This is a genomic window from Affinundibacterium nitidum (assembly GCF_014284155.1).
GTDB classification, from domain to species: Bacteria; Pseudomonadota; Gammaproteobacteria; order Burkholderiales; family Burkholderiaceae_D; genus Undibacterium; species Undibacterium nitidum.
Genome location: NZ_JACOFZ010000005.1, coordinates 26,932 through 48,659 on the forward strand (window position 1 = coordinate 26,932; position 21,728 = coordinate 48,659).

The window sequence follows — 21,728 nt, forward strand, 5'->3', positions numbered from 1 at the left end:
TGGCACGGGAAGTTGGTGGATCTGGTAGCAGGTTAATTTACCCAATAGAAGTAACGAACAAAACTCCACTCCGGACTTTTGGGATTATTTCTGCCTTGCTCGAGCGCTTCTTCTGCCATTTTAGCAAGTTGGCTCGCTGGATGATCTTTATCAACGCTCATGCAGGCGTAACGTACTGACAGGCTGCTATCAAAATAAGTGGGTGCACGCTTAAATAGGGTGGCTACATTGAGTCCTTGATTTGGCGGACACATTTTTGCCGTGCTACCGAGCATTCCGCCTGCATTGCTAGGCGGTGCTAGTATTGTTTTACCATTCCAGAGAGGGATGGTCTCACCTAAGAACTTACCCCAAATATTGAATGCAGCTTGGTCCATCGCGAGAGGGAAGACATGATTCTTTTGGTTTGGATTTGGAATCCATTCATCTTGGTCATCAGTTTCCGCTAACAACGATTGGCGCATGCGCTCGGATGTTGCTAAGCCTGCTCCAATTAAGGCATGCGATTTCTGTAATGAAACGGGGTCGATCATTTTAATCCGCATTTGTCGACGGTCGCTCATGTCTATTTGAAACGACAGAATTAAATTAGTGAAGCCTTCGAAGAACTGATGATAGGCCAATGCCCAATACACATCGCTTTGATCAACTTGAAACTTGGCCTGTAAGTTGAAATGCTCTTGGTAGTAGTTGGGATCATCGCTTGGCATGCTCATAGTGAATGGACGTTCACCGGGCTTTACGACTGCAAAGAAGTATTTTTCCCACGGACTAATTTTGCTGTCGCCATTCAAGTCTAATTGCCACTGAGCGGGTTCTATCATTAAACCTTCGTTTGGCTTGAGTTGCATTTTCTCTAGGGTTTTTCGACTGGCGCCAAGTTGCTGACGAATGTAGGTAATTTCTTTACGAACCATGGTGTCAAAATCGCGACTCGTAAAATCGCGATTGGGGCTGACTTTGAGTTGATCCACCCAACGCGCAACCTGCTTCAAGAGTGCAATATCGCGACAGATAACCTGACTTTGTTTATCTGCATTCGAAGTACCATGATTGAAGTTTTGCTTTTCCTGTAGTGCACAGCTTTTTTGAATGCCTTCAGTGCTGGTGAAATTGTTTTGCGCTGAACTGAGGCCAGGGAGTATGCTGAGGGTAAGGCTGGTGACGAAAAGTATCGGCTTTAGCATTGATGAAGTTATCCTTCTGTAAGGGGAAAATTGTCACGTAGGACGCAGCATAGCAAATCTAGGTCATGCGTCCATCCTAAAATCGCTAGTAGCACGAATTGTCAAATTGAGTCGCGTATTGTTATACTTTTTCATGTAATGGATCAAGACATGAGATTGAATGTGGAATCATGCGATGGATTCATGTTTGAACAATTAAACTGATGAAATGTAGCCTCATGCGAGGCTTATTCTTGACTAATGATTGGTATAGGTGAAACATGGTCGCATCGCTGATTTGTCGCTGTTTGTTTCTCATGAGCTTACTTGTCGCAGGCAATGCATCTGCAGAATATCTGAGCACGTCGATCGTTTGCGGTGATGGCAACAATGCCTTATATGGTACTTTGTTAGTGCCTGGACATAAGGAGCGACCACCAGTCGTTCTCCTCATCTCTGGTTCTGGACCGACCGATCGGGATGGCAATAATCCTATGCTCCGCGGTAAGAACGATAGCTTGAAAATGTTAGCTGAGGAGTTAGCAATTGCGGGCTTCGCCAGCGTTCGATTCGATAAACGAGGAATCGGAGAAAGTGCCATCGCTGCTCGTTCGGAAGAAGAACTTCGGTTTCAAACCTATGTCAATGATGTCGAGGCTTGGGTCAAGTTATTAAAGGCGGACACCCGATTTAGTGGTGTTTCCATCATTGGACATAGTGAAGGCTCGACCATTGGAATGCTCGCAGCGAAGAATGCCGATGTCGATGCATTCGTTTCATTGGCGGGGCCAGGTCAATCTGCGGCGCGCATATTACGTCAGCAGTTGAAAGATCGTTTGCCGCCAGAGCTCGCGCAAGCGAATGAATCAATCTTGCAGAGTTTAGAACGCGGGCAAACCTATAAAGAGGTGCCTCCAGCCTTATTGGCGCTCTATCGGCCAAGTGTACAAGCTTATTTGATGTCTTGGTTTCCCATTGTTCCGAGTGAGGTGATAGGACAGTTGAAGATGCCGGTCGCGATCTTTCAAGGTGATCATGATATCCAAGTATCGGTTGCGGAAGCGATGTATTTGAGCAAAGCACTACCGAAAGCGCGAGTCGCGGTGATCAAGGGAATGAATCATATTTTGAAAAATGTCCCACTCGATAACGCTCAACAAGTGGCATCGTATAGCGACCCTAATCTGCTGCTCGATCAAGAATTATTGAAACAGCTGATTACCTTTCTCAAGCAAAATCTCCTACTAAAAAATAAGGCTTGAACTCTGCACTTAGCTCTCGTATGGGAGCTTAATTGTGAAGCACGTGCCTACACCGAGCTCGGTTGTAAAGCTAATCTTGCCGTGATGTTTATTGACGATCTTCTTGACGATATCCAAACCTAAACCGCTACCTTCACCTACAGCTTTCGTCGTAAAGAATACGTCAAATATCTTGTCGCGAATGGCCTCGGGAATGCCTGGGCCAGTATCGGCGATCGTGACCACCGCATGATCGTCTTCCTTCCGAATGCCGATGCTTAGGCACCCTTTGTAGTCCATCGCTTGCAATGCATTGTGTATGAGATTCACCCAGACTTGAACTAGCTCGTCTGGCCAACAAGAGATTTCGGGAATTTCTTCGAAATGACAAATAAGTTCAGTACCCTTATTGATCTTATTCTGGTATAGCGTTAATACTGTCTCCATGCCCTCACGTAGATTGCTCAGTTGCTTCTCGTTGCTACTGCCAATACGAGAGAATGACTTGAATGCGAAGACAATTTTGGAGACTCGATCGACCGCGACTTGAATATTTTTAGCGCTGTTGACGATAGCAGCAATTTCGTTTGCGGCATGTAAAATGCGATCGCATTCAAGATGTTGGAGCAGGGGTAAGAAACGATCGATATGATTCTGTGCCCGCAATTGCACGAGTATCGCGGCTTTGCGCCTAGCGTCCGAAATATTGAGCTGCTCTAGTGCGACTGTCGTATCACTCGCAACTTTGCGCTCCTCACGAGTGTTGAGAATGACATTGGTGGAATTCAGATTTTCAATCAAATCTAAAAACAACTGGCGTAAATCGGGTTCGAGTAGATACATGAGGCTCGATAGTTCCGTCATGGCTGTATTTAAGGCATTCGAAATATTATTTCCGCTCGATTTGATAGCTCCAATCGGTGTGTTGATTTCATGAGCCACGTTGGCGACGAGTTGTCCCAATGAAGCCATTTTTTCCTGTTGCGCCAACTGTCTTTGTGCATCGATCAAGTGGCGGTGAGACTGTGAGTTCGCCACGGCAATGGCAACGTAGTTCACCAATGCGCGTAAGAATTCGACTTGATCTTGTGGATAAGCGTGCTCGCGCGGACTTTGTATGGTCATGCAACCGATGACTTTCTCTTCCACCACGAGTGGCAAATAAATAATTGATTGCATCGGCTCACCAGATTTTGCTGGTGCGATTTTATCGAAATATTTAAGTAGCTCTGCTTCGGTGTTGGTAATGAGTTCACGCTTATGTTCCACGCACCAGACCGCGGGTCTATCTTTTTCATCCATGGTGTAGCGGAACGGCTCCTGCCTGACACCACCCTCAATCATGTAACCAACTTCAATCGCATCAGTACTGTTGTCAAAGAAGGCGATACCGAACACGTGTGCATCGACCCTTGCAAACACTTGTTTCTGGATACGTTCAAACGCTTTTTCAGTGTCGAGTGTCGCGGTGAGTCCTTGTCCGACTTCCCCTAGTTTCATAATGTCTGAGGTACGCGCATCGACGAGATTTTGCAGCAGACGTTTTTCTTTTCTCACTCGTTCTATGCGCAGTTTATACATGCTGTAAATGCTGCCGCTGACAATTAAGAGTACCAGTAAAATAAACCACTTTGTTTGCCAGAAAGCAGGCAATACGATAATAGGAATACTCAGCTCATTTTCACTCCATTCGCCTTGATTATTGCTGGCTTTGATTTGCAGCGTGTACTCTCCGGGCCATAAATTGCTGTAGCTGACGCTGCGATGTTCAGAGTCAGTTTCAATCCATTCACTTTGATAGCCCAATAGTCGATAGGCATATCGATTGCGTTGTGGAACAAGAAAATCTAAAGACGAAAATTCAAATTCGAAATGGCGTTGGCCTGGGCGCATTTGCAGACCTTCATTGATTTGCGCGAGATTCTGATCAATCCCATTGGTTTTTAGTTTGGTGATGACCACTGGTGGCTGAAAGGTCCATGCGTCAAATTTATCTGGTTTAATGATCGCCGCGCCTTTAGTGCCGCCGTAGAGAAAAAGTCCATCCTTGGTTTTGGCAAAACTACCTATCCATGCAGTACCAATATCAATGCCTATCGATTTTGATAGCTCCATCAATTTGTTTGCCTTTGGATCGTATATAAACCATTGAGTCCAGATACGGCCCAGGGAGTCTTCCAGCAAATTACCGCCGAGGTATAAGGCGGGGCGTCCAACTTTGTCGCCTATATGTTCGAAGCGGGCGCGGTTGCCATCCCACTGGATGAGTCGATCAAATCCTTGGGACGTATCGACCCATAGCTGGCCACGGCTATCGAACAAAAGACCATTGACGTCATCATGACTTAGGCTATTGGGATCGTAATCGAGGTGAGTTATTTGCTTGAGTTCTTTGGTGTGGGTATTAAGGACCCATACCCCATGCTCACTGGCCGCCCAAATATTGCCCAGATTGTCTTCACTGATTGAAGTGACGTACCCCGAATTTTGAAGATCTTTATTGGTGGCGTAGGCCTCGAATTGATCTGTTTCAGGAATCCAGCGGGCAAATCCTTGTGTAGTGCCTACCCAGAGTTCCTGTTTCTTGCTGACATAGAGTGTGGGGGTTTGATTACTCGGTAGACCGTGGATCACCGAATACGTTCGCCATTCACTCGCTTTAGGTTTGAGTCGTTTCAGACCAGATTGGCGGGTACCTGCCCATAAATTTCCATCTGCCATTTCCGCTAAAGCCAAGACGGCTGGCGCCATCGATGTTTCAGATTGATTCGCAGAAGGGCGATAGCCACCGATAATGCCGCGACGACGATCTACAATATCGATCCCATTGCCCTCGGTACCGAATAAAATGCGTCCATCCATGGTTTCCAGAATGCTTCGCACATTGGCTCGCGTCAATCCCGTTGAATAGGTGGGGCTATGACGCAGCATGCGAATGGTGTCGTGGCTCGGTAAATGTTTCTGTAATCCATTTCCCCAAGTGCCTACCCAAAGTATGCCCGATCTGTCTTTCAGCATTGAACCTATTTGGTCGAGGGCTAGGCTACTAGGGATGGCGGGATCGTTGCGCATACGATGCAAGATGTGGCCGTCTTTGGCACTCACGATATAAATTCCGTAGCCATAACGTGAGAGCCAGATTTCGTCTTCGTCAGCCTGCAAAATACCATCAACCACGTTGTCAGCGAGGACATTGCCTGCGATAGCGTCAAGTCCTATGCGGTGCAAAGAGTTACTTTGAGGTTCTATCCACGCTGCTCCGTTGCGGGTGAGACCGACCCAAATTTTTCCATCAATAGCCTCGAATATACTACTCACACCATGACCAGCGAGAGAGTTTGCATCATTAGGATCGGACGCAATCATTTTGAATTGTTTTTGATCGCTGGAGAGGCGCTGTAGCCCGTTGAAGGTGCCTATCCAGAGGTTGTCAGATTTGTCGACGTAAATACTACGTATCTTCTGTTCTGACAGACTGTTGCTATTGTTTGCTTGTGGAAGAAAGCGTACTAATTTGCCGCCTTCCGCTGGAAGGTAAGCTAGGCCTAAGACTTCTGCAGCAATCCAAATACCGCCTTTGGAGTCTCCCGTTAAACCTATAATGCGTCCCACTTTTGCTTCGTCGTTTAACTCAGGTGACAGTTGTACTTCTTTGAATTGTTTGAGTTTAGGATTAAAAGTTGCGATTTTGCCGCCATATCCAGCTATCCACAGTGTGCCATCTTTAGCTGGCCACAAAGCTTTGACATAGTCGTCTGGAAGGGAAAATGGTTCGCGATTGCTGTGGGTGAATTTTTCAAATCGATAGCCGTCGTAACGCACTAAGCCAGCTTGCGTTCCTATCCATATAAAGCCAGAACTATCCTGAGTGAGAGAAGAGACGATGTTGATAGGCAAGGATTCATCATTGCCTACTTTTTCGAAGAAGTGGTGGGTGTACCAAAAATCTTGTGAATAGGGGATTGAGTCATTTTTTGACGTACTTTTGCTTTGATCTGCATAGCTAGTGTTTGAGACTGCGCAAAAGTAGAGGATCGGTAAACAAAGAAAATAGCGGCGCAAATTGAGACACCGGGATATCGTTTCATGAATCTTTGACGGTAAACTCTTTATCACCTCATGATCTCCAAGATAGTGCAGATCCGTGTATTGCAGACAACGCTCATGTTGGATTGTCGGTAGGATCAAATGTTTCTATTTTGCATGAAAGCATAGTATCACTCAGCAAACTATTGGCGGTGCGTATGTGGTTTTTATGATGGCTAAGTTATTGATCATGTGCCTTACCGCCGAATGGATTTGCAAGCAGCAAGGGCGAGTAAATGGAAATTATCAAGAAAACTAGTCAACTTAAAATGATTTTTGCTTGATCTTTCTCAGAAAATCCCACACCCGCAAAAATTCCTCTTGCGCAACATCTTCACTTCGTGAATACTTTACTTCGTGGAAAGTCAAAATTCCGCCCGCGTAAGTCGCTACTTTTTCGACTCGCCTAAATGGTACTGCCAACGGATGTAATTCATGAAGGATAGCGGCATCATACTTTGCGTCGATGACGACACCACCGTGCTGATTGCATTGCGCACGTTGCTCTCGCACGCATTAGGCACAAACTATCTCATCGAGATTGCCGAGAGCGGCGAAGAAGCTTTAGAAATTCTTGAGGATTTGGAGGCAAGCGGCGATACCATTAGTGTAGTCATTTCTGACTTCATCATGCCGGGTATGCGGGGCGACGAGTTGTTAATTGAGATCCATCAACGTAGCCCGCGGACGATGACCATTATGTTGACGGGGCAAAGCGACTTCGAAGGCGTAAAAAAAGCGATCAATCAGGCCAATCTTTATCGTTTCTTGGAAAAGCCTTTCAATCACGACGATATTGTTCTCACCGTACGTTCGGCCTTGCAAGCGTATTCTCATGAACAACAGCTCACCGAGCAAAACGGTCAACTGCGGAACTTAAATTCAGAACTCGAAGTCATGCTAAAGAAGGTGCAAGAGTCTGAGAAATTTCTTGAAGAAAGAGTTGCTCAACGCACCCGAGAACTAGACGAAAAGAATCATGCCTTGCAAGATGCACTGCGGACCTTGGAAGACGTTGAACGTATTTCTCGTCATGATCTCAAGACACCGCTAGTGAGTATCGCCGCTGCACCAACACTGTTGCGCGCTGGTCGAACTCTCAGCAAACACGAAGAAGACATTTTGACGATGATTGAGAGCGCGACCAACCGCGCCTTGAGCATGGTAAATTTGTCGCTCGATTTGTTTCGCATGGAGAGCGGTAGTTACGTGTTTCGCCCAGCCTGCGTTGATCTGACCAATATTGTATCGGCTGTAGCCCTGGGTTTATCCGCGCATGCACAGTCCAAGTCAGTCAGTATTCACATTCCCGATGAGGAGCCGCACGTTTTTGCCGAGGCAGATGACTCATTGTGTTATTCGATTATCGGTAATTTATTAAAGAATGCAGTCGAAGCTGCGCCGGAACACTCTGCGGTGATGGTAAGCTTAATTGATGGTCCGGAAGTCTTGCTGGCGATTCATAATCAAGGATCGGTGCCAGTCGCATTGCGCGAGACTTTCTTCGATAAATATGCAACGTCTGGAAAAATTGGAGGCACTGGTTTAGGTACTTATTCGTCGCACCTTTTAGCCAAAGTGCAGCGCGGTAGTCTAAGTATGCAAACCTCGGAAGAAGATGGTACAACGCTGAGTTTACGTTTGCACCGCAGTCAAAATCATCCAACCGCTTCACATAAAAAAGAACAGGCAACAAGGTTGGCGACGCCAATGCGAAGCACTGAACCGATGTCTGTGCTGTTGGTAGATGACGATGACTTCAATCATATGGTCATGAGCGATAATTTCCGCACGCCACATTATTCTCTGGATTGCGCGATCAATGGGCGAATGGCGGTTGACCGGGCAATTGCATCAACTCCCGATTTGATTATCATGGACATCGAAATGCCGGTGATGGGTGGGATTGAGGCCATGCGTAATATTCGTGAGTATCAGGCGAATCATGGCAAGAAGCCGAGCTTTATTGTTGCGTACTCTGGTCATGACGATGAGAAAAGTAGAGCCAATTATTTGGCACAAGGCTTTGATGCTTGTTTGAATAAACCCTGTTCTCAAGATGAACTGTTTGATGTCTTGGAACAAGCGAGAGCGCAAGTCTGCATCGCTTAAATCCCCCTATTGCTTCGTAAAGCTTTTACAATACCCGACTTCATCGCGATTTTAGTTTGGGTATGGCGTTCCCTGAATCTTTACATCTTGGTCTTCAACTTCGGCGGGCTGGCCGTTGGTTGCGTGCGCATCCATGGCGGGGTGGTGTCGCCATGCTGCTGAGCGCGTTGTTGATTCTGGATCAAATTTTTCCGCCGCCTATTCCCAAAGATTTGCCTGGCATGGTGGTCGTTGCGCGTGATGGAACTCCTTTACGCGGTTGGCCCGATGGTGATGGCGTATGGCGTTATCCAGTGACACCTGATCAGGTCTCGCCAAAATATCTTGACGCCTTAATGACCTATGAAGATCGTTGGTTCGAGTGGCATCCCGGCGTTAACCCAGTGGCCTTGGCACGTGCGGCTTGGCAGTGGGGTGCGCACGGTCATATCGTATCGGGAGGTTCGACACTGACGATGCAAGTAGCGCGCGCGCTCGAGCCTGTACCAAGAACGATGCGCGGCAAATTACGTCAAATTGCACGAGCCATTCAATTGGAAATGCGGCTCTCAAAGAAAGAGATCTTAACTTTGTATCTCAATCACGCACCAATGGGGGGAATCGTCGAAGGTGTTGAGATGGCAAGCCGTAGCTACTTAGGGAAAAGCGCGCAATCCTTGTCGTCTGCCGAAGCCGCTTTATTGGTGGTTTTACCGCAAGCGCCCTCGCGCTTGAGGCCTGATCGTCATCCTGAGTTAGCTCAACAGTCGCGCGATAAAGTACTGCGTCGTATGGCTGAGTTAAAGCATTGGACACGGGCCGAAGTCGATGATGCCTTGATCGAAAAAGTGGGGGCGAACCCGCCACGGGTAAGTTGGCTTGCCCCATTGGCTGCCGAGCGCCTACATCAAGCTGCGCGAGCAGAGGCGCGCCAGAGAACAAAGAAAAACAGTGGTACCGCAATTGGTATCGTTCGTTCGACTTTAGATCGCGAGATTCAAACGACACTTGAGAGAATGTTGGCTGACAAAGTTAACCAACTACCACGCTTTGTGTCGATGGCCGCCTTGGTGGTCGATAGCAAAACCATGGAAGTATTGGGCTATGCAGGCTCTGCTGATTTTTCTGATCCTCGTCGTTTTAGCCATGTCGATATGGTGCGAGGTATTCGGTCGCCCGGCTCAACCTTGAAGCCATTTTTGTACGCGATGGCTTTAGATGATGGCGTCATCCACTCTGAAAGTTTGATGGCCGATACGCCGCAATCATTTGGCGGTTACGACCCTGGAAACTTTCAAGCGAATTTCTCAGGTCCAGTGAGTGTGTCAGAAGCTTTGCAACGTTCTTTGAATGTGCCAGCGGTAGATCTATTGGATCGCATCGGCCCAACCCGCTTTACCGCGCGCCTCTCAAGTGCCGGTTTGCGCTTGCGTTTACCAAAAGACGCTTCACCAAACTTAAGCGTCATTTTAGGCGGCGCTGGTACGAGTTTGGAAGAATTAGTTGGTGCGTATCGCTCTTTAGCAATGAAGGGGATGGCTGGTGTCCCGCGTATTACACCGGATGCTCCCTTAAAAGAATCTCGAATGATGAGTGAGGGTGCCGCTTTCATTATTCGTAATATTCTTGAAGCGGGTGGACACCCCGACCAGCCTTTTGTTGAAGGTGATGCAAGTGGTGTGCGTCTTGCGTGGAAGACGGGGACCAGCTATGGTTTTCGGGACGCTTGGGCGGTCGGTGTAAGTGGTCGATATACGATGGGTGTATGGATAGGACGACCCGATGGCACGCCAAATCCAGGTTTTTTTGGCGCCAATATCGCAGCCCCCTTATTGCATCAAATTGCTTATGCGATGCCTCGGGGTGAGGGTTTGCCTCGCGACATGCCTAAAGAGGTTACGACGGCACAAATCTGTTGGCCGCTCGGTGTGGCTGCAAGTTTAACTAAGCCAGAACATTGCCATGCGAAGCGCAGTGCTTGGGTCTTGCGCGATACCATTCCGCCGACGCTTCCTGACCGACTACGTGCGCGTAGTTTAGTAGAAACGATTTGGATGAACCCGACAACCCAAATGCGCACCATGCCTAGTTGTGATTCAAAAGCCGAACAACGTGAAGTCGCACGTTGGCCCGCTTTACTTGAGGCATGGCTGACACCAACGCGTAAGCACGAACTTGGCTTACTTGCCTGGTCGCCTAATTGCCCGCAGGTGAACAGTGTAGGAAGTATTCGTTTGATGGGAGTGAAACCTGGCAGTCGACTGCGTACAGCACCTGGCCAAAATAGTCTTAGTGTTAGTGTCGATGCCGTTGGCGGAACTGGTCAACACTATTGGCTCTTAGATGGAAAACAAAGTGCTGCGGGCATCAAAAAACGCCAGACTATCAATATTGCTGATGCTGGTTCACATAGCATTACGGTGATCGATGCGGCAGGGCACGTCGATAGCGTGTCCTTTACCGTCGATAAGAAGTAATTTTCTTAACGATGGAGGCGTCTATGCTGCTTGTTGCAATTGATATTTTTGCGTCAGTAGTTCGAGGTAATACGTCTGCAGTTTCAGAGAGAAACCAGCGGCAAATGAATTCATGAATCCATGCTTCGCAAGTTTGGCGACTTCAGCGTGGTGCCCGAGCCGGTGGAGCTTTCCCGTCAAGTGTTGGGCGTCATAAGCCACTTCATGTTGAGCGAAAATGAAGTGCGTCGTGCAAGCACTCGTAATGTCAAGATGGTGGCGTACACGTGACGCATAGAATAGTGTCGCGGATTGTAATTGAACCGCGTTTGTCGCTGATTTCATCCACCACGCACTTCCACCAACTCCAAATCCCAACACATGCTGTACTTCGGTTTGCACCAGCTGCGCTTGAATTTTCTCGGCGTACGCCGCGACACCTCCAGCGGCTAGGAAACGTTCATAAGCTTGCTGCTCTGTTTTGAATTGTTGTGCCCCTTCATAGGGACTAATTACTTTGGTTGAAATCGGAAGCTGACGGCAAAGACTAGCGGTAGCAGGCGTTTCGCCGAAGACATCGGTGGCGAGTAAAAGAACAGCTTTAGACATGAACAACGACGCGGGTGAAGCAAAAATCAAAAGAGGCCGCAGAGTAAAGCAGATCAAGGCAATTTGCAAGTAGATCTCATACTCCTTTCGATTCGAACTGTCTTGGTTAAATTTTTGCCGAATTGCCGTTGTCACTAATTTTGCAATTCTTATACTGATCGAACGACCAGACGAGAAAGCAATCAATCTTGATTACTCAGTTTCCTCCGCTACTAAAAACATGAAGAAGCAGCGTTAGAAATACTCGCAGACCGGTCGTTAACTTAATGGAGCAGATAATGAATGGAATGGAACAAATTGGCGATGTGCCTTGGTCTTATGCATGGATTGTAGTGTTGGTTGTATTAGTCGCCTTGTGGCGTCGTGTGCTGTGGTTCTTCGGTGTGATTATCATTCCCGATAACATGATTGGTCTGGTGACTAAGAAATTTGTACTGTGGGGCGAACATAAAGATCTACCGCCCGGCAAGATCGTTGCTTTGAATGGTGAGGCGGGTGATCAAGTGGATACCTTGGCTTCAGGCGTGCATTACGCTCTATGGCCTTGGCAGTACTCAGTGGTCAACGCACCTTTGACGATCATTCCTGAGAATTTCATTGGTGTGGTGGAGTCTCGCGACGGTGAGCCTTTAAATGACGGCGATATTATCGGTAAACATGTTGATTGCGATATGTATCAAGATGCCCGTTCCTTCTTGACCGGCGGCGGTCAGCGTGGCCCACAAGGCCTCGTTATTCCTGAAGGTTCTTATCGTATCAACACGCTGTTATTCCGCGTTAGCCAAGAGTCGGTGACGACCATCGAAAAGAATCAGATCGGTATTGTTGAAGCGCACGGTGGTTCACCGATACCAAACGGACGTGTGTTGGCACGTCATGTTGACTCCAATACTTTCCAAGATGCTCAAGCCTTTTTGAATGGCGGCGGCGAACGTGGTCCACAGATTTCAGTGATCCCGAACGGCCACTATCGAATCAATCCACGGCTCTTCAGCGTGAAGGCTGTCAACGTGATTGACGTGCCTGACAATATGGTCGGCGTGGTGACCACACGTGAAGGCGCTCCTTTGAACACAGGTGAAATCGCGGGCAAAGAAATAGCGAATCACAACATGTTCCAAAACGGTCAAGCCTTTATCGACGCGGGTGGTTTCAAAGGTTTGCAAGAACAAGTGATTTTGGCTGGGCGTTACTTTATCAACCCGATGTTTGCGACAGTTGAAATCGTGGAGATGACGAAAGTACCCATTGCTAATGCGGGTGTGGTGATTGCGTATGTTGGCGATGAAGGTGAAGACGTCACCGGGGATAATTTTAAACATGGTAATTTGGTGAGGAAAAGTCAAAAAGGCGTATGGGTAGAGCCGCTCGATCCAGGTAAATATCCGATCAATCCCTACACTCATAAAGTCGAATGTGTACCGACCGCTAACGTTGTCTTGAACTGGGCAACCGGTAAAACTGAAGCACATAACCTTGATAAGAATTTGTCGACCATTACGGTGCGTAGCTCTGATGGCTTTACCTTTAACTTAGACGTCTCGCAAATTATTCACATTCCACGTACCGATGCACCGAAAGTGATTGCACGTTTCGGTAATGTGGCGAACTTGGTGACGCAAGTATTGGAACCGACGATTGGTAACTATTTTCGCAATACGGCGCAGGGTTCAGATGTGATTGACTTCTTAAAAGGACGTGCACAACGTCAATCAGACGCGAAGAACCGCATTGCGGAAGCCCTACGTGAATACAATGTGGTGGCGGTTGACACTTTAATTGGTGACATCTCACCACCAGAGGCTTTGATGAAAACGCTGACGGATAGGAAAATCGCGGAACAGGAGCAAGTAACTTTCAAGACCCAACAGTTGGCACAAGTTGCACGTAAAGAGTTAGCTCAGGCACAAGCGATCGCCGACACTCAATCGAAAGTGGTTGCGGCTGAGCGTGAAGTAGAAATCTCACAATTCTCTGCCAGCGCAATGGTGAAAAAAGCAGAAGGTGATAAGAATGCACGCGTGTTGAACGCCGAAGGTGATGCACGTTCCAAAATCGTCAATGCGGAAGCGGACGCGCAAGTGTTTAGTGTGGTCGGTAAAGCGAAAGCGGAAAATACTTTGGCTGTGGGTACTGCTGAAGCGGAAGTCATTCAGCGTAAAACTGAGGCTGTTGGGCAAAGTAACTATGCCTTGATTGAAGTGGGTCGTGCTTTAGCAGAAGCGAAGATTCCTCTGGTGCCTCAGATTGTGGCGGGCGGTAGTAATAGTGATGGCGGTGGCTCTTTGGTCAACGTATTGTTGGCAAATTTGGTCAGCAAAAATCTGCTGCCACCTGAGGAAATCGCAGCATTGAAAGGCGTTGCGACCGAAGCAAAATAAATGCAAAAATCTAGTTAAGTTGGTAAATGAAAAACTCCTTGGGCGAACAAGGAGTTTTTTTATAAGGGCGCACGACTGGTTTCGTCACGTTTAATCAGATTTGATTCACGTATTTGGCTATTTTGTCGCGTGACATAGGCTTTCAATCAAAAGCTCTGCTTTAATTCTTCCATGGCGAATAATTTGGAGGAAATATCATGCGCAACCGTCAAAGAAAGACTGGCTTGTTGATTGCTCTAGCGGCACTCACACTTTACTTGGGGTTTTTTTCTTATGTCGCCCACGCGCAAACCATCACCGTTGAGCAAGCGAAGAAAATGGTGGAAAAACATGTGAAGGCGCAGTTAGCGTTTGACGTTGAAATGTTGAACCAACTGACGCACAGCCGGTATTTCGAAATTTCTCCAGTTGGGGAGTTTGACCCGAAAGAAAAGATGCTGGGATTCTACGCGAAGAAAGGCAACGGCCCAGTCCCTGAACTTCACATCAGTGATTGGGAAGTTCGTGAGCTAGCTACCTCGACGGTAGTCTCTGCGCGATTAAACTACAACATGACGCGTGGTGAGCAAATTCGGCAGTTTGCGATGCGTGCTAGCTATGTGTTGTGCCCAGAAGCGAATGTGGACAAAGTCTGCACTGCACATTACACACCAATACGGGAGCGTTAATGGAAATTGGAGTCTGAATAGGGGGTTGAGGCTCTCCAGCCTCACGCTTCATATTCAGTTCTTGCGTAGTTTAGTGAAACCCTCAGGCTCCCATTGTCGCATGGCCATCAATAGCGCAGTACCATGGCGCTTTTTGAGTGGCGAGTTCAGACTTTCCGCGTGTAGTTCAGCAAAGCGTCGTTTTAATTGACGGATCTCTGCCTGCAATTTCAGAATCGCTCCCTCGGTCAACATCCCGTGGGTGAAGCTAAAGGTTTCGCCCTCATGATGGAAGCGAGCATTCAAGAAATCGAACATACCAACTTCGCGGAAATATGCGCGGATGGGGCCGTTCGGGAGCCAATCGAAATCTCGACTGATATTCAAACGAATGCGATTACCTGGTAGAAGTGTGATCAAACGCAATTGATCTAACTTCAGCAGCATCCTCAGGCAGCTCGCTTCACTAAGTTTGTAGTACTCCAAGATCTCGGCCATGCTCCATTGGTTGATGGCGCAAACAGCAACGACCAGCAATTCACTATCTGAAATCAATTCTTTTTCTTGCTCTAAGGTCAGCGTTTTCAGCTTGGCGTTACTTAAGCTAGCTTCCTGTGTGAGTTCGGCCAAACTAAAGCCCAAGAAATGACTGAGCTGTACCAAACGTTCCAAGCTTATCGGTGCGTCACTGCTGTGACTGAACATGCGCTTGATACTCGCCTCTGACAAATCGAGTGCTTCCGCAACATCGCGGTAGGTTTTCGCTTGTTGTTTCAGCTGGTACTTGATGGTATTCATCAACTGCGTGATTTCGGTCATGGATTTTCGCGCCTAGAAGGCATTTAGTTTAAATGTTTGATACTTTTTAACCCATATGTGTCGACTCTGTCAAATGAAGTTTCTTTGGGCGCTTAATTGCGGCACACTCGCGCCTTGTTTGATGAGGAGCAAAATAATGAAGAAGTATTTGAGGTTTATTCCGATCGCGCTGACGCTCACTTTGGTCGGTCTCTTTCTCTGGCACGGACCCATCGTTCAATTAGCCAATTACCATGCGTTTGCCGATCAAAGTACGTGGCTTGGTATCGACCACGCAATGGACGTTTTGTCGAATTTTGGATTTCTGGCGGTTGGCCTGTGGACCCTATTTTTTTTGTTCAGTAGACCTCAGTGTATCAACAGCAATAATAAGCCCGCTTTGACGGTGTTTGCACTGAGTGTGTTGGCAACTGCTTGGTGCTCGTCTTATTACCACTTGGCGCCCGATGATACGCGTTTGTTTTGGGATCGTTTGCCGATCGCGATTGCTTGTGCGTCCTTGTTGAGTTTGATTCCAGCTGCCTGCTTCGTGTCGCCTAAACAAGCAAGACTTGAATTGATCGGATTCTGTGTGTTTGCTTTTGCTTCCGTATGGTGGTGGCAACAGACATCCGATCTGCGTCCTTACTTATCGCTACAAGTGTTGGCGATTACATTGCCGCCTGTATGGCAATGGCTTTATGGGCGTCCGAGTCGAGAAAGAGTTTGGTTCGCAGTCGCGATTGCTTGCTACGTTTTGGCAAAATGTGTTGAGATGGCCGACGCTTCTATCTTATCGGCCACGGCCATGGTTTCGGGACATACCATCAAGCATGTATTGGCAGCGTTTGCCGCCTACTTTATTTTGAAGGCGCAGCTGAAGTTGCCAGACGCTTTGGTAGTAAAGCTTCATTGAGCGGAACCTCAACGATTGCTTTCATTTTTTCGCCAATAAAAATTTGCGGTTCTGAAGGAACTAACTCTTTCTCAGACTCGCGTTTTTTGATGCGTTTCAAAGCCGCTTCGAAATTTGCTTTGAGCGAGAGGCGAGAGTCGAAACCGTCGCCGAATAGTTCCTCAACGAAGAAAGTATTATTGGATAGAGGTTGGCAGCCATAAGACGTTTTTCCTTTTGCTGCAGCAGTAAGGATAATGCGATTTTGACTCTCTAGTGCCGGGATCAATGAGCCAGAGTGACAGGCCGAAACAATGATGATGGTTGGCATATCTTTGAGTGACCTGAGCATCGTCGCTAATTGACCATCGTTGATATTGGCATAGCGTTTATTCCCAATTTGTGTCGCTAGAAGTGAAATGTTGCCGTGAGCCGTTAAAAATACCAAGGCAAGATCACCTTCTCGTTGATTTTTGCCAATATGCTTTAGCGTGTCATTGATATTGCTTAGGTGTGCAAAGGGGCGTGTCAGCGTTTCGGACTGCGGATGGTTATCCATTGCATATTGGATGCTGTTGGGATTAATTTGCGATATCCGTTTTTGAACCAAATCAACGTCCCCGCGAAACGCTTTAGATTCGGAATCCAAGCCAAACCCTGCGAACCATAAATGAGCGGAGTCAGATGCCTGCGCTCGTTCCGCGTTGGCTTTCATTTGTTGCAGAAGTAAGGCTTTTGACTGTGCATTCGCCTTTGCATCATCGGGGATGAGGGCCTTCTCCAGCGCGACCGCTTCTTGACCTTGCGCGACCGCAATGGCGGCTACCCCGGTCGCGACCATCAGGCAGATTAAAAGTGATGAGAGTTTCTGGGTGAATCGAGTGTTCATGTTGAGCGAAAATGCAGTTGTCAAAAAGTCAATCGACACTGTAACGTGAACATACGCAGCGTGTCAAATTTGCATCGATTAAATGTTGATTTTGTTTCGTGATGAATGTTTCAAACTACGTGAAGACTTCGTCATCCATGAGCGAAATCTGATGGGGTGCAACTCGAATGAAAGAAATTCGTAGCATCTTTTAGTACGACTTAGTTTGGATTGCGCTACTTCCGAGATTATTGAGGTTTGCACATGAGGCTGTGTTTAAATGAGCTCCACTTTTAATGGAGGTTGAGATGTCACACTGTCGTGTATTGCCACTCGCTGAAGTTTCTCCGAGCGCTGATTATCTCGTCGAGCTATCATCGAGTAGCGTTGACACCAAAGCTGTACTGAACAAAACCTTAGTAGTTGTGCTGGCAGTGCTGTTGTGCTCGTCGGTCTTGCTTATTGCCGCGGTCTATTGGTAATCATCACGCCAGTAATTACCAGTAGGCCACCTACCACCATCGAAATGAGGATAGGTTCACCGAGCATCAATGCGCTCAAACCCACTCCAAACACTGGCACCAAATTATTAAAGACTGCAGTTCTTGCCGGGCCAATGGCTTTAACGCCTTCGTAATACCAAACAAAACCAATCACGGTGCCAAAGATACCTAAGAATCCTATTGATGTCAGCACTTGCCATGTGAGTTTTGTCGCATCGAGTTGAGGCAATTGCATAACCGCACCCAAAGATAGTAATAGCAAGCCCCAAAGAGAGGCATAGGTTGTCGCAGCAATTGGGCTCAAGCCTTGTAAGGCATGCTTGCCTAGAATGGTGTACGTAGTCCATGAACCTACCGCAGCCAACATAAATAATTCGCCACTGCCCATTGTTGCCGAAATATCGTGAACCACTTGATACAAGTCACCGCGCGTCAAGACGATAGCGGCCCCGAAAAAAGCAATGGCGATACCAAACCATTTCATCAAACCTAATCGTTCCCGAAATAAGACCGCCATGGAGAGCGCTGTGACGATGGGACTTAACGACACAAACAAGGCGCTGCGCCCGGCTGGCATACGTTGCAATGCTGCGAGAAAACAGAGGTTGTATAAGAAGATACCGGTCGCCCCAAGACCAAACGTAGCATGGATTTGTTGACGAGATAGTTTTGGCAAGCCACCTTCGACTTTCCATGCGAGCAGCAATAGAAACACGCAAGCGACAAGGAAGCGACCAGCGGCAGCAATCATGTGCGGCACTTCTGTTGAAACGATACGTCCAGCGATAAAAGTGCCGCCCCAAAAAAGAGCAACACAAACTAACTTCAGATAAACCGAGAGCGGTGGAGTTTGCATAGCATGCATTGCGTCGTGTAATTAGTGATGAAGCGCGACAAAGCGATACACATCATCGCTTCCGAGTTCGCGTTTGAGTTTACCTTCCAACCATAGGTAGTGGCAGTGAGCCAAGGCTTCGCCCAACGCAAAGGTCAATTGATGCGCGTCCAGCGGACGCTTAAACATCATCGGCACAATATCATGGGCGGATTGGGGCGTGGTACAGGCCTGCAATACTTCGCTAAGACGCTCGCGATGATGTTCGTGTAATTGACGAATTCGCGTATGCATGCCGGTGAATGGTTTGCCGTGTGATGGCAATACCAAAACCTGTTCAGGCAAGTCGGCATACTTCTTCAAGGATTCTAAATACTGTAAGACTGGATTAGCTTCGGGCTCAGCCGCGAACACCGAGACATTGGTTGAAATTCGCGGCAAGACCATATCGCCCGAAATCAAACAATTCAAGGCTGCGCAGTATAAAGAAACATGTTCCGGAGAATGACCAAAGCCAGTGATGACACGCCAGTCGTGACGACCAATCTTCAGTGCTTGGCCTTCTTGCAGTCGGTGATAGGAAGTCGGCATAGTCGGCACTAAGCGTGTGTAATAGGTTTTGCGTTCCTGGATTTTTTCCTGCATTTCTGCCGTTACTAAACCATGCTTGCGGAAATGCGGGAACATCGCCGAACCATCAACACCTGGCAAGCCTGCAGACATCATTCGGGCAAACGCATATTCACCGGTGCTCATGAACAGCGGGGCTTTCCAACGCGAGCATAGCCAATCAGCGAGACCAACATGATCTGGATGGCAGTGAGTAGCAATGACGCGCACGATAGGCAAGCCACGCAAATGGCTGCCAAACAATACTTCCCAGGCATCACGCGTGGCGTCGCTATTGATGCCGCAGTCCACCACTGTCCAACCGCGAACTGATCCTTTATCTGTCTGGTAAGTGTCTTCAATCAGCCATAAATTAATATGGTTCAGCGCGAAAGGCAGACCCATGCGTATCCACAAAATACCTTCAGCAATCTCTATGGTTTGGCCAGCTTCAGGGATGCGTTCTTGTAAGGGGTAATGTAATTCTTGTTCTAAGTGATTCATTGTTGTTTCTTCGCGCTGGCCATGATTTTCATGAGTTCTATATTCTTTGGCAACACTCTCACCAGCTTTTGTATGATTGCTCGATGGTAATTCCAGTGTTGTTGTAAATTGACGTTTACGTTAACTGCGTTTCAGGTAAGATTCTAAATTCAAAACCGATCTGAAATTCGGTTTTCGTCTTCGTTTGACCAAAAAAACTTTAATAATGGCAACTTATACAATTACCGAATTAGCAAAAGAATTCGACATTACCCCGCGTGCGATCCGCTTTTATGAGGACCAAGGTCTCATTAGTCCAAAGCGGGAAGGCCCTAGTGGACGCAATCGTGTGTACTCGGCACGTGAGCGCACACATCTCAAATTAACCTTACGTGGTAAGCGTTTGGGTTTGAGCCTGTCGGACATCAAGCATCTAGTGACGATGTATGACTCGCCCAAAGACACAGAAGTTCAATTGCAAAGTTTTCTAGAAGTCTTGGCCAAACATCGTGCATCTTTGGAACAACAAAGAGAAGACATCGAAGTGATGTTGGCTGAAATCAAGGCGCATGAGGACGAAAGCCAACGATTGCTGATAATTGCTAAAAAAGCAAAATAATTGTTGAGGAAAGGCGCGAATTGACGTTTACGTTAACGTCAATTCAAAGTATCATTTTCCTCATCCGATAGCCTTGCAAATAAGCGCACGGCTATCTCAGGAATTAGTAGTGAAAACGGCGACTGTGAAGCAGACGCTGGGCATATAATCAAAGGCTGACCAAAATAGCTGTGTCATGTGCCCGAATTGTGTAGATCGATTCACCCCCATTTTATCGAGGAAACTATGTTGCACTTACCAGGTTTAACGTTTGATCACGGCGAAGACATTGCAGCTTTGCGCGAAGCAGTTCAACAATTCGCTGCGGCTGAAATCGCGCCGCTCGCTGCAGAGATGGATAGAACCGATCAATTCCCTATGCACTTGTGGAAGAAATTGGGTGACATGGGCTTGCATGGCATGACGGTCTCAGAGGAATACGGTGGTGCGAACATGGGTTACTTGGCGCACATCATCGCCATGGAAGAAATTTCTCGCGCTTCGGCTTCCGTTGGTTTGTCTTACGGCGCGCATTCCAATTTGTGCGTGAACCAAATCAACCGCAACGGCAATGCAGAGCAAAAAGCGAAATACCTGCCGAAACTGATTTCTGGTGATCACGTGGGTGCCTTGGCGATGTCTGAGCCTAACGCTGGTTCCGACGTTGTGAGCATGAAATTGCGCGCTGATTTGAAAGGTGATCGCTACGTCTTGAACGGTAACAAAATGTGGATCACTAATGGCCCAGATGCAGATACTTTAGTGGTCTATGCGAAAACAGATTTGGAAGCGGGCCCACGCGGCATGACGGCTTTCATTATCGAAAAAGGCTATAAAGGTTTCAGCATCGCGCAAAAACTCGACAAGCTCGGTATGCGCGGCTCACATACAGGCGAGTTGGTTTTCCAAGATTGCGAAGTACCAGTGGAGAACGTACTCGGTGGTGTTGGTAAAGGCGTTAATGTTTTGATGTCTGGTTTGGACTTCGAACGTGCAGTTTTGTCTGGCGGCCCACTGGGCATTATGCAAGCGTGTATGGACGTCGTCGTTCCTTACATCCACGAACGCAAACAATTTGGTCAAGCCATCGGTGAATTTCAACTGATGCAAGGCAAGATTGCTGATATGTATTCCACCATGATGGCATGTAAGGCTTACGTCTATGCAGTGGGTGAAGCTTGCGTACGCGCGAAAACACCAGAAGCAACACGGGCTTTGCGTAAAGACGCAGCCGGCGCGATTTTGTACTCCGCTGAAAAAGCAACGTGGATGGCCGGTGAAGCGATCCAAACCTTGGGTGGGAATGGTTACATCAACGAATACTCAGTAGGTCGTTTGTGGCGTGATGCGAAGTTGTATGAGATTGGTGCGGGTACGAGTGAGATTCGCCGTATGCTGATAGGACGGGAACTGTTCGCCGAAACTCTGTGATGACGCATCGATAAATCCGATTCTGGGGTGC

Annotated in this window: 16 protein-coding genes; 9 read left to right on the forward strand and 7 right to left on the reverse strand. The window is 47.6% G+C overall.

Annotated elements, in window-relative coordinates; translation table 11 throughout:
* Positions 1–32: 32 nt before the first annotated feature.
* Positions 33–1,187 carry a hypothetical protein gene (locus H8K36_RS13160; protein ID WP_186916958.1) on the reverse strand — a complete coding sequence of 385 codons (1,155 nt, stop codon included), beginning with the start codon at positions 1,185–1,187 and terminating at the stop codon, positions 33–35.
* 296 nt (positions 1,188–1,483) lie between these two features.
* On the opposite strand from H8K36_RS13160, the gene H8K36_RS13165 reads away from it, so the two are divergent.
* Positions 1,484–2,428 (forward strand): alpha/beta hydrolase, encoded by a 945-nt coding sequence (locus tag H8K36_RS13165; RefSeq protein WP_186916959.1) that lies wholly within the window; start codon positions 1,484–1,486, stop codon positions 2,426–2,428.
* A gap of 9 nt (positions 2,429–2,437) precedes the next feature.
* On the opposite strand, the gene H8K36_RS13170 is transcribed toward H8K36_RS13165, so the two are convergent.
* Positions 2,438–6,304, reverse strand: a complete 3,867-nt coding sequence (locus tag H8K36_RS13170) for a sensor histidine kinase (protein ID WP_186916960.1) — start codon at positions 6,302–6,304, stop codon at positions 2,438–2,440.
* Between the two features lie 624 nt (positions 6,305–6,928).
* Between H8K36_RS13170 and H8K36_RS13175 the strand changes: the two genes are divergently transcribed.
* Together H8K36_RS13175 and pbpC are read left to right on the forward strand one after the other, a co-directional pair.
* Complete coding sequence (locus H8K36_RS13175) at positions 6,929–8,605, forward strand: response regulator (protein ID WP_186916961.1); 1,677 nt, start codon at positions 6,929–6,931, stop codon at positions 8,603–8,605.
* A 62-nt stretch (positions 8,606–8,667) separates the two neighbouring features.
* Positions 8,668–11,061, forward strand: coding sequence for a penicillin-binding protein 1C (pbpC, locus tag H8K36_RS13180; protein WP_186916962.1), 2,394 nt, complete (start codon positions 8,668–8,670; stop codon positions 11,059–11,061).
* A 21-nt stretch (positions 11,062–11,082) separates the two neighbouring features.
* Here pbpC and H8K36_RS13185 read toward each other — a convergent pair whose 3' ends face one another.
* Positions 11,083–11,649, reverse strand: coding sequence for a hypothetical protein (locus tag H8K36_RS13185; protein ID WP_186916963.1), 567 nt, complete (start codon positions 11,647–11,649; stop codon positions 11,083–11,085).
* Positions 11,650–11,927: 278 nt separating this feature from the next.
* Here H8K36_RS13185 and H8K36_RS13190 point away from each other — a divergent pair, with 278 nt between their 5' ends.
* Positions 11,928–14,030: an SPFH domain-containing protein gene (locus H8K36_RS13190; protein ID WP_230404628.1), complete on the forward strand. Its 2,103-nt coding sequence runs from the start codon at positions 11,928–11,930 to the stop codon at positions 14,028–14,030.
* Between the two features lie 197 nt (positions 14,031–14,227).
* Complete coding sequence (locus H8K36_RS13195) at positions 14,228–14,698, forward strand: nuclear transport factor 2 family protein (protein WP_186916964.1); 471 nt, start codon at positions 14,228–14,230, stop codon at positions 14,696–14,698.
* Between the two features lie 54 nt (positions 14,699–14,752).
* Here H8K36_RS13195 and H8K36_RS13200 read toward each other — a convergent pair whose 3' ends face one another.
* On the reverse strand, positions 14,753–15,496 hold the full coding sequence (locus H8K36_RS13200) for a helix-turn-helix domain-containing protein (RefSeq protein ID WP_186916965.1): 744 nt from the start codon (positions 15,494–15,496) through the stop codon (positions 14,753–14,755).
* Positions 15,497–15,632: 136 nt separating this feature from the next.
* Between H8K36_RS13200 and H8K36_RS13205 the strand changes: the two genes are divergently transcribed.
* Positions 15,633–16,391: a hypothetical protein gene (locus H8K36_RS13205; RefSeq protein ID WP_186916966.1), complete on the forward strand. Its 759-nt coding sequence runs from the start codon at positions 15,633–15,635 to the stop codon at positions 16,389–16,391.
* Here the strand turns inward: H8K36_RS13205 and H8K36_RS13210 are convergent.
* Complete coding sequence (locus H8K36_RS13210) at positions 16,336–17,259, reverse strand: C13 family peptidase (protein ID WP_186916967.1); 924 nt, start codon at positions 17,257–17,259, stop codon at positions 16,336–16,338. The genes H8K36_RS13205 and H8K36_RS13210 overlap by 56 nt on opposite strands.
* A gap of 287 nt (positions 17,260–17,546) precedes the next feature.
* Here H8K36_RS13210 and H8K36_RS13215 point away from each other — a divergent pair, with 287 nt between their 5' ends.
* Positions 17,547–17,720, forward strand: a complete 174-nt coding sequence (locus H8K36_RS13215) for a hypothetical protein (RefSeq protein ID WP_186916968.1) — start codon at positions 17,547–17,549, stop codon at positions 17,718–17,720.
* On the opposite strand, the gene H8K36_RS13220 is transcribed toward H8K36_RS13215, so the two are convergent.
* Together H8K36_RS13220 and H8K36_RS13225 are read right to left on the reverse strand one after the other, a co-directional pair.
* Positions 17,698–18,597 carry a DMT family transporter gene (locus tag H8K36_RS13220; protein WP_370587146.1) on the reverse strand — a complete coding sequence of 300 codons (900 nt, stop codon included), beginning with the start codon at positions 18,595–18,597 and terminating at the stop codon, positions 17,698–17,700. The genes H8K36_RS13215 and H8K36_RS13220 overlap by 23 nt on opposite strands.
* 21 nt (positions 18,598–18,618) lie before the next feature.
* Entirely contained in the window at positions 18,619–19,689 is a 1,071-nt protein-coding gene (locus H8K36_RS13225) for an MBL fold metallo-hydrolase (RefSeq protein WP_186916970.1), read from the reverse strand.
* A 205-nt stretch (positions 19,690–19,894) separates the two neighbouring features.
* Here H8K36_RS13225 and H8K36_RS13230 point away from each other — a divergent pair, with 205 nt between their 5' ends.
* Positions 19,895–20,287: a MerR family transcriptional regulator gene (locus H8K36_RS13230; RefSeq protein ID WP_186916971.1), complete on the forward strand. Its 393-nt coding sequence runs from the start codon at positions 19,895–19,897 to the stop codon at positions 20,285–20,287.
* 225 nt (positions 20,288–20,512) lie between these two features.
* A complete protein-coding gene (locus H8K36_RS13235) occupies positions 20,513–21,697 on the forward strand; it encodes an isovaleryl-CoA dehydrogenase (protein ID WP_186916972.1) in 1,185 nt (394 codons plus the stop codon).
* Positions 21,698–21,728: the final 31 nt, after the last annotated feature.